The 8,766-nt window shown below is 37.4% G+C and carries 6 protein-coding genes; 3 read left to right on the plus strand and 3 right to left on the minus strand.

Annotated elements, in window-relative coordinates:
• Positions 1-606: 606 nt before the first annotated feature.
• Together F6K13_RS07575 and F6K13_RS07580 are read right to left on the minus strand one after the other, a co-directional pair.
• Positions 607-900, minus strand: coding sequence for a hypothetical protein (locus F6K13_RS07575; RefSeq protein ID WP_375339391.1), 294 nt, complete (start codon positions 898-900; stop codon positions 607-609).
• Positions 901-1,745: 845 nt separating this feature from the next.
• Positions 1,746-1,916, minus strand: a complete 171-nt coding sequence (locus F6K13_RS07580) for a hypothetical protein (protein ID WP_124145945.1) — start codon at positions 1,914-1,916, stop codon at positions 1,746-1,748.
• A gap of 439 nt (positions 1,917-2,355) precedes the next feature.
• Between F6K13_RS07580 and F6K13_RS07585 the strand changes: the two genes are divergently transcribed.
• Positions 2,356-2,907 carry a DUF3611 family protein gene (locus F6K13_RS07585; RefSeq protein ID WP_124145944.1) on the plus strand — a complete coding sequence of 184 codons (552 nt, stop codon included), beginning with the start codon at positions 2,356-2,358 and terminating at the stop codon, positions 2,905-2,907.
• 589 nt (positions 2,908-3,496) lie between these two features.
• Positions 3,497-4,624, plus strand: a complete 1,128-nt coding sequence (locus tag F6K13_RS07590) for a helix-turn-helix transcriptional regulator (protein WP_124155058.1) — start codon at positions 3,497-3,499, stop codon at positions 4,622-4,624.
• Positions 4,625-5,271: 647 nt separating this feature from the next.
• Here the strand turns inward: F6K13_RS07590 and proB are convergent.
• Positions 5,272-6,381 carry a glutamate 5-kinase gene (gene proB, locus F6K13_RS07595; protein WP_287287141.1) on the minus strand — a complete coding sequence of 370 codons (1,110 nt, stop codon included), beginning with the start codon at positions 6,379-6,381 and terminating at the stop codon, positions 5,272-5,274.
• A gap of 1,725 nt (positions 6,382-8,106) precedes the next feature.
• On the opposite strand from proB, the gene F6K13_RS07600 reads away from it, so the two are divergent.
• The coding region (locus tag F6K13_RS07600) for a Gfo/Idh/MocA family protein (protein WP_287287143.1) at positions 8,107-8,766 on the plus strand (660 nt) is incomplete at its 3' end.

The following is an 8,766-nucleotide window of genomic DNA, read 5'->3' on the forward strand; positions in this document are numbered from 1 at the left end:
ATCGCTAAGGGTGATAGAAGGACTTTGGCAATTTTTGGAGATGTCTACTGATGAGTTCCGGCAACTGATGTCATTCTCAAAAGCATTCATGGAGTACAGCAGGAATAACAAGCAAGTTAAAACCCCTGACAATCAGCTTTTTAGCCAACATCATTCCAGAAAAAATTAGGGTAGGGATTGATCATTAACCTCTTGATTTGCGTTGGCGGAGCAAGTGCGGCAGCTACATCGCCTCCTACTATTTATGATTAAGTCTAAATACTTACTCAAGTTTTCCCCTCTATGTGTGCTACATTTTGTAGTGCGGAATGTGGGTTATAATCATTCCAGAGACTAAAACTTTTTTCTCAACTTCTAAGTATCCTGACTTCTTCTTGAATTGTAGAAAATGTCTTACCTTATGCTGTGGCTTTAGACTGTCCACATATATTTTTTAGGATTAATGGCTTAATATAAAATCCGGTTATAGAGTATGTGTTTATCATTATATTTACACTTCAATCTTCCCATCTCTAATTAGGGGATAGCCCCAATCAAGAAAGCTACTTTATATTAGGAACTTGACTAATTTTTATCAGAGCTTGGGGGTATGGCTGATTATTTAATTTAAGGAAGATGCTTTTTATTTCTACTTAGAATTGGTAGTTGTGGACGAGAAGAATTAGGAGGCAAATAATATTCTGGAACAGGAGTAGCTCGATCTATCTGAGAACGCTTTAATAACCAGAAACGTAATATAATTGCTAGTCCTACTGTACCTATGCCAAAACTAAATAAAGACCAACTTGTCCCTAAACCACCAATAACAGCATCAACCGATCCTACTGTTACAAAAAAGCTTGCTACAGGATCTTTTCGATAAGCAGTTTTTAAGATTTTTGGCCATAAAGCGTCGATCATAAGCTTAATTTGATACAACTTAAATTTACTCGTAAGTTTCTTGAATTTCAAGGAATTTAGCTAATTATTTAATAAATTCCCTTTATCCTCTTATAGATATGTATAACTAACTATACTGCCGTATTAAACTTTAAATCAGTAAATTAGTTTTGATTTTTTCTTAAATATTCAATATTGAGCAATTAATACAAAATTATAATAACCTGGTATTTCGCCAAAATTACAATTCATATATTGAGATTGCCAAGGTGAATAGTGGATTAATTGCTACATAAAACTAATTCTCACTCTAGGAATAGTCTAGATTAATGCAGTATAATTGCAAACTAGATAGAAATTGTTGGTAAGTTGTTGACAATATTAGGCTTACCAACAACATGACTTTACCATATCTTTATTTTGACACTCTCACCGTTAAATAAGTGCGATTATAACGTGAGATTCTTGTATCTTAGATTCTTAACTAGGTAACAAATCAAATAAACTGAGTTTTACCCCCACTACTACCATCTCCAGAAGCTTTTTTGCTCCGTCTTTACCCTGAGATTACCTGAGCGCAGGCGGTGCGCTTTGATCGAGCTATATGTCCCATGGCTATTGATAGGATTATAACGCCAAAAATGTGCGCGCGTATTGCTCAATTATTTTTCTGGTTGAAATTTATGAGGGGCTGTCTGCGTACGTTTCCCGCGCAGTTTATAGACCCCGTATCACCGTTAAATAACTGCGATTATAACGGCTCGATCTCTTTCAACATTTATTATGATACATAGACTTTTGTATTGGTTTAACCTCTATCCCTATTATATATAGTAGCTCTCTATAATTTAGGTATAGCTAAAACTTTAATTGAGACCTAACCAAGATAGTAAACCTTCTCCAGTCAAGTATTCAATTGCCAGAGTTAATACAAAGCCAATCATAGCTGCTCTACCATTCAGACGTTCTGAATATTGGTTAAAACCGAATTTTGGTTCATCCAGATTCGGTTTCGTAGTAGGTTGTGGTTGTGTCATAATCAGTAGGTCTCAAATTTAATAACGTTTACAAATAGAGTTGTTTGTTTACAATTCTTAAATATATTTTAAAAGGAGTTGACCTAGAGTCAACCATATTGCCAAAATTTGATCGAATATCCACAAAAAGCCCCCGCTGTAATCCTTAATTCAGAATCTTACTGGGAATATCAGTCCAAATCTTTCATGTTGCTCAAATGTCGGCATAAATGCTACAGTCTTAAATATATTTAGGCCACTGGTCTAGATAGTGTCAACGCCAGTCTATCATTGGGGAAACTCTAAGAATGTTTTGGCAAGTCTTTAGGAGCGCACCTTTAGACCAGACAAGATGAATCTGGTCCGGTCGGTGCACGAGAAACAAAAACCACCTATAGCGTTTTCTCTCAAGGGCAACGTCGTGAGTATATCAAAGTATTGACAATACATAAGCATAAATATGTCAAACTTATCAGACCTACCAACTGCTGTTAAACAAGTAGCTAATGCACTCCGGTTCGGCGGATGGACTTGTTTCTGGTCCCAACTTGCATTGGGGGTAATTTCAGGCTTCATGTTTTTATTTGCTGCTTTCATCTTACCCAATCAAATGGATGAAGCAGGTGCGGGAGGTAGCCTCTTTTTTCCAATTTGTGGACTTGTGGTACTAGGATTCAGCATCTTCTTGTCATTTCGTTACACTCGCTTGGCAAGGAAATTACGAGTGCCTACAGATTCTTCAAGGCCAAGCAGGGCAGATACAACTCAACAAGTGAAAAGGACTTTAATTACGAACTTGGTTGGGATTACTCTAACTTTATTAGGAGCAGAAGCAATTGGAGGTATTTTATTAGGCGAATCTTTAGTTATGGGAGCGTCTATGTTTAACTCTACAGAACTAGAAAAATTTACACCGGATATTATTATACTGTTGGGTAATACTCACATTATTGTGGCTCATTTTATCGGAATTGTCGTAGGACTATTTTTACTAGATCGGGTTTATAAGTAGTCAGTAAAATTGCGTTTTTACAGCGCAATTCATTTAAGTAGACTACAAAATTATTTTGGGGCATGGGAGTAGCGATGCGACCCCGCATCGCCGTTAGCTTTAGCTGATCCATAAGAGGCATTTAACACTGGAAGAAGTAGAGGTAAGGGAATGCTTACCAAGAGAGAAACCAGGGAGTAGGCAGTAGGAGAATGCTTTGGCTACTGTAGCCTATCTGTTTGAAAACTCCTATAAACTATATTCAAGAATTATTTGAGAAAAAAAATTGTATATTCAGTTATGGTTTTGTAGAATTGCACTTTCTATTGATACTTTAACTGGATTATTAATTTGTAGGTAATTAATCTATCTATAAAATTTACATAAAATTAATGACCTTATTAAATTTAAATTGCAAAAACTATTTCGCAATAGATAAATTAAAGGTTACTCGTTAGAAAAATTTCCCAGTAAAAAAACTGAAATATTTGGAAACTTGTATAAAAAACAAAAATTAAATCTTGGCACTTTTTATATCCGGAATCAACACAAAATTCCAGAATAAATTACTTAGATTACTCCTATTAATATATAAAACTCAAACCCCAAGATGGAATTAAAACCTACATCTGGCTATAGTTTTTCTGGTCATATTCCTATAGAAATTTGTCAAGATGATTGGCGATCGCTACTGAGTAATATCGAAACTGAAACTTATACTAGCCAAGTATATAGTGTAATGTTGACTGACATAAAAACTTCTCTAGAAGAAGCAGTAGCTCAAAACCAAGCTCAAATCAAAGTGTTAGGACTAGAAGCAATAAAACTCAGCCTAAAAAACTTGACTAGAACATTAATACCAGAAGAAAAAACATCTTCAGCAGACCCAATTGACTCTCATTCTTACCATACGAATGAGCAGAAAAAAAGTATTAATTACCAACAAATGAATCAGGAACAGTTAATCCAAAGTCATCAAAATCAGCCTCAAACACACATGAGTACTAACCTAACTACTACCGTAGAATCAGACATTACAACTGAGTCAACCTTAGTATCCATAGATTCCCACAATATGGAAACTAATCTCTCAGAAAATAACCAAAACTCCTCAGAAGAGTTACCACTAGAAAATAATCGACGAAAACGGAGAAAAAAACTTACAAAAGCAGAAAAAGCAGCCTTATTAGTTCAAGAAAGAAATACATATTTACAGCAACTAGGGGAAAAACTACAAAAAGCACGAAAAATGCGTTGTTTATCTATGAAACAAATTCATAAACAAACCTTTGTACCTCTTCATTATCTAGAAGCTATAGAAAAAGGCCAAACAGATGAACTACCAGAAGATATATATCTTCGAGGATTCATCTTTCGTATAGGTAACGCTTTAGGATTTGATGGAGTAGCTTTAGCAGAAGCTTTACCTATGTTTGATCCACTTCAAAGCTTAATACCATCTTGGTCTAACTCCAATAAGGACATTGGATTAGGTATAGGCCCCATTCATCTATATATAGGTTATACAGCTTTAATGGCCGGCGCAGTAGGTGGACTAAATTGGATGTCTCAACAACCAAGTCCAGGAGCAAATCTTACTCCAGATAAATTAGACACTCCTGATTCGGTTGCTCACTCAGATAAACATTTAGAAACTACTCAAACACCAGGATTAAAATCTACTAAAGGTAGTGTAGTTGTTGGTTCCGATGTTGCTCCACCAGAAACAATGATTTGAAGAAGGAGTCAGGAGACAGAAGACAGGAGTTCAATAATTAGGGTTTGCTGAAAAAGTCTTTTTTCAGGAGTAGGGGAGTAGGGCAGTAGGGGAGAATTTTTTTGCCCAACTCTCGCCCAAAATACGCTCCTTTTTGAGCATGAAGAGCTGAAAACCAGGTACTTTTTCAAGACCTAAAAAATCTAAAACCTTTACCTGTAAATGCTTTGAGATTTATTCAACCAGCCCTAATTAATAATTATTAATTATTAATTATTATTGAAAACCCATAGGATTGACTCAAAGGAAAATTTTTTCTCTTTTGGTCGATTGGATATGGCGAGGAGATCGCCATCCCACCCTACGGGAAGCTCCGAAGATCGACCGCTTGTTTCTACTTTAAAGGAGAGGATTTTTACCTTAATTATTCGGTTAAGAGGGAGGATGTGGGGAGAAATAATACAAAAAATTCAACACTCCTTCTTCAGATTTTTCCTCAAAATTGATGTGCGAAAATACTTGACTACCATAATTATATAGCTATCAAATGGGTTCTATACCCCATAAGGCTTCCATCCGATGAGCAAAGCCAAAAAATTCTACTGACTCGGTCCTCTTGAGGACTGACTTCCAGTCGTTCGCGCAGCGTCTCCGTCAGGAGAAGGCTGTTAACATTTAATTACAAGGTTATCTCTATGTACTACTGTGTCAGATCCTGTATAGCCCAAAATATCAGGTATATCTTCTGAACGACAACCCAGAATTTGTTGCAATTCAGTACTGCTGTAGTTCACAAGTCCCCTAGCTATTTCCCCACCTTCTTCATTGCACAGTTCTACAGCATCCGATGGATAAAACTCTCCTTCTACTTGAGTAATACCAGCAGCTAGTAGAGATTTACCAGATTCAGAAATTGCTTGAACTGCACCCATGTCCAGATACAGCTTGCCCGAAGGTACTAAAATATTGGCAATCCAATGTTTGCGGGCATTTACTGGTTGTGGTTGAGGTTCAAACTGAGTCCCAATGGATTCTCCATTCAGAATTTTTAGTATATTAGCAGGAATTTGGCCATCAGTAATGACGGTTCGTACTCCTGCCGCTGTGGCAATTTTGGCAGCTTCAATTTTCGTAATCATTCCACCAGTTCCCCGTCCACTAACAGAATCTCCAGTTTGAACTTGAAATTCTTCGAGTTGTTCTATTCGCTCTACTAAGGTAATGGGTAAAGCATCTGGATTATTTCTAGGGTCCGCAGAATATAACTTGTCAACGTCGGTTAATATAAATAACCAATCAGCTTCTACTAGACCAGCAACTAAAGCTGATAGAGTATCGTTGTCTCCGAATTTCAGTTCTTCCACAGCAGTAGTGTCATTTTCATTCACAATTGGGACTACATCCATTCGTAACAATTGTTGAAATGTATTGTAAGCATTGACATAACTACTACGTCGTGAAAGCTCGCTCCTAGTAAGTAATATTTGGGCCATTGTTTGTCGCAAAGATGTAAACAAGTCTTCGTAAACTCGCATTAGTCTTCCTTGACCCACTGCTGCTACTGCTTGCTTCATGGCAATATTACGAGGTTTTTCAGTTAGTCCTAGGCGATCGCAACCTACACCAACTGCTCCAGAAGAAACCAAAACTACTCGATGTCCCTGAGAACGTAGATTGGTAATAGTCTCGATCAAGCTAGCAATTGTGGACAAGGCCAAATTTCCCGATTCAGAACGAGTCAGACTGGAAGTGCCTATTTTAATTACTATTGTTGTCATCGAAAAATATTGAACTAATTTTTGATTGCTTCGATTCTTAGAAATTACCTCAAAATTAGAAAACACCAAACCCTTAATAAACAAGAGATTGGTGTTTTCAGAATTTTATATTTAAGGCCTTTATATTTGCTGGCCTCAATTTAATATTTATCATTTTCTTTGTGGGTTTAATACCCCACCGTCTACACGGTGTTCAAAATTACTTGGGGTTAGAATCCCCATGTAATTTTCCTCCTGTCTCCTGTCTCCTGTCTCCTGTCTCCTTCTTCAATAGATTCAATTATTTCATACAGCTTTAGTAAATTTGGAAAATCGTAATATTTTCTTTATATTTTGGTATATTTTTCAAGTACAGTAATAGTTATACTAATAACAGACTAATTTTTATACCAATTGCTTGAACAAGGCAGAAGGCAGCGGGAGCAGCGGGAGCTGAGTGCCGCTACGCGCAAGTCAAAAGTAAAAAGTCAAAAGTATTGATTGGTAAGGCTTTTAGGATTTTGTAACTGGTTAGTTATTTCTGCCATCTTGCACTGAGGGGAAAATTGCTTATGGATAGTCAACGACAAGCCACTTCGTGTCTTATAACCCCAAGCAATTTTAAGCACTGCAACTGACGATGGGGTATTAAACCCGCAAAAGAAAAGATAAAATATTGCTAAAGTCACGATACAGGGAACAGCGGTGCGACCCCGCGGAGTGTTACAGACGCACCTGGTAGCACAGTCCTTTAGAGGATATATCTGCAAGGGAACCCGTGACAAAAACAACTTCTGTGCGGGTGATTTGGTGTTTGTCTTGCTCCTAATTACACATTTAGGTTCTGCTTTGCATTTGCGGACTGAAAGTATTCCGGAACAGAAACCACCCCTACTGACTTGGTGATTTGGTGTTTGTCTTGCTCCTAATTATGCGTTTAGGTTCTGCTTTGCATTTGCGAACTGAAAGTATTCCGGAACAGAAACCACCCCTACTGACTTGGTGATTTGGTGTTTGTCTTGCTCCTAATTATGCGTTTAGGTTCTGCTTTGCATTTGCGAACTGAAAGTATTCCGGAACAGAAACCACCCCTACTGACTTGGTGATTTGGTGTTTGTCTTGCTCCTAATTACACATTTAGGTTCTGCTTTGCATTTGCGGACTGAAAGTATTCCGGAACAGAAACCACCCCTACTGACTTGGTGACTTTGTTAACTACCTCAGAAAATTTACCAACTCAAATAAATGACAAAGCCGTTCCCTTCTGGAATCTGTCCTCTTACCGAATAATTAATAATTAATAATTATTAATTAAATAATTCTGGTTAAAAGCCTCCCCTTTCAAGGGGAAAAAAGCGGTTGAGGGATGGCGAGGTCCCCTCGCCATATCCAATCAACCAAGACAGCGGTTGATCTTCGGAGCTTCCCGTAGGGTGGGATGGCGAGATCTCGGAGCTGGCCGACCATCGACCAAGAGAAGAAATAATATTTCCTGATATTCAATCAAGGACGGTTTTAACCAGAGGTAATTATCCATTATCCATTATCAATTGATGAACGTCGCCAATAGGACAGATTCCCTACCTACTTTTTCATCACAATAATTTTTAACGCCACCTACTTAGAATGTTATAGCACTAGCCCCAGTCAGCAAATATAAGATAAATTTGCAAAGACTGAACAAAAAACCTATTACCTTACTCTAAATTAGGTGTGGTGGAGGAGAATCTAGGAGTGCTAAATAGAATGTCTAAAGTATATTCATCCGTTTTTACTAAACATAGTCAACCAGAATCTCTTCGTGTAGGAGTTATTGGGGTTGGTAATATGGGACAGCATCATACCCGTGTCCTAAATTTGCTCAAAGATACAGAATTAGTCGGTGTCGCAGATATTAATGTGGAAAGAGGACTCGACACTGCTAGTAAATATCAAGTTCGTTTTTTTGAGGATTATAAAGACCTTTTACCTCATGTTGATGCTGTATGTGTAGCAGTTCCCACTCTTCAGCATTACGCTGTAGGAATGACTTGCTTAGAAGCAGGAGTCCATATCTTAATGGAAAAGCCTATTGCTGCTAGTATCGCCGAGGCCGAATTTTTGGTAAATACTGCTGCTGAAGCTAACCGAATTTTACAAGTGGGTCACATAGAAAGATTTAATCCTGCTTTTCAAGAACTTACTAAAGTCCTAAAAACTGAAGATTTATTGGCCTTAGAAGCTCATCGGATGAGTCCTTATTCTCATCGAGCTAATGATGTGTCTGTAGTTTTGGACTTAATGATCCATGATATTGATTTGTTACTAGATTTAGTTGCTTCTCCAGTTGTCAAACTAACTGCTAGTGGAAGTAGTGTTTCTAGTTCTGGAAATTTAGATTATGTAACAGCTACTCTTGGTTTTGCC

This window comes from Okeania sp. SIO2B9 (genome assembly GCF_010672505.1).
Classification (GTDB): domain Bacteria; phylum Cyanobacteriota; class Cyanobacteriia; order Cyanobacteriales; family Microcoleaceae; genus Okeania; species Okeania hirsuta.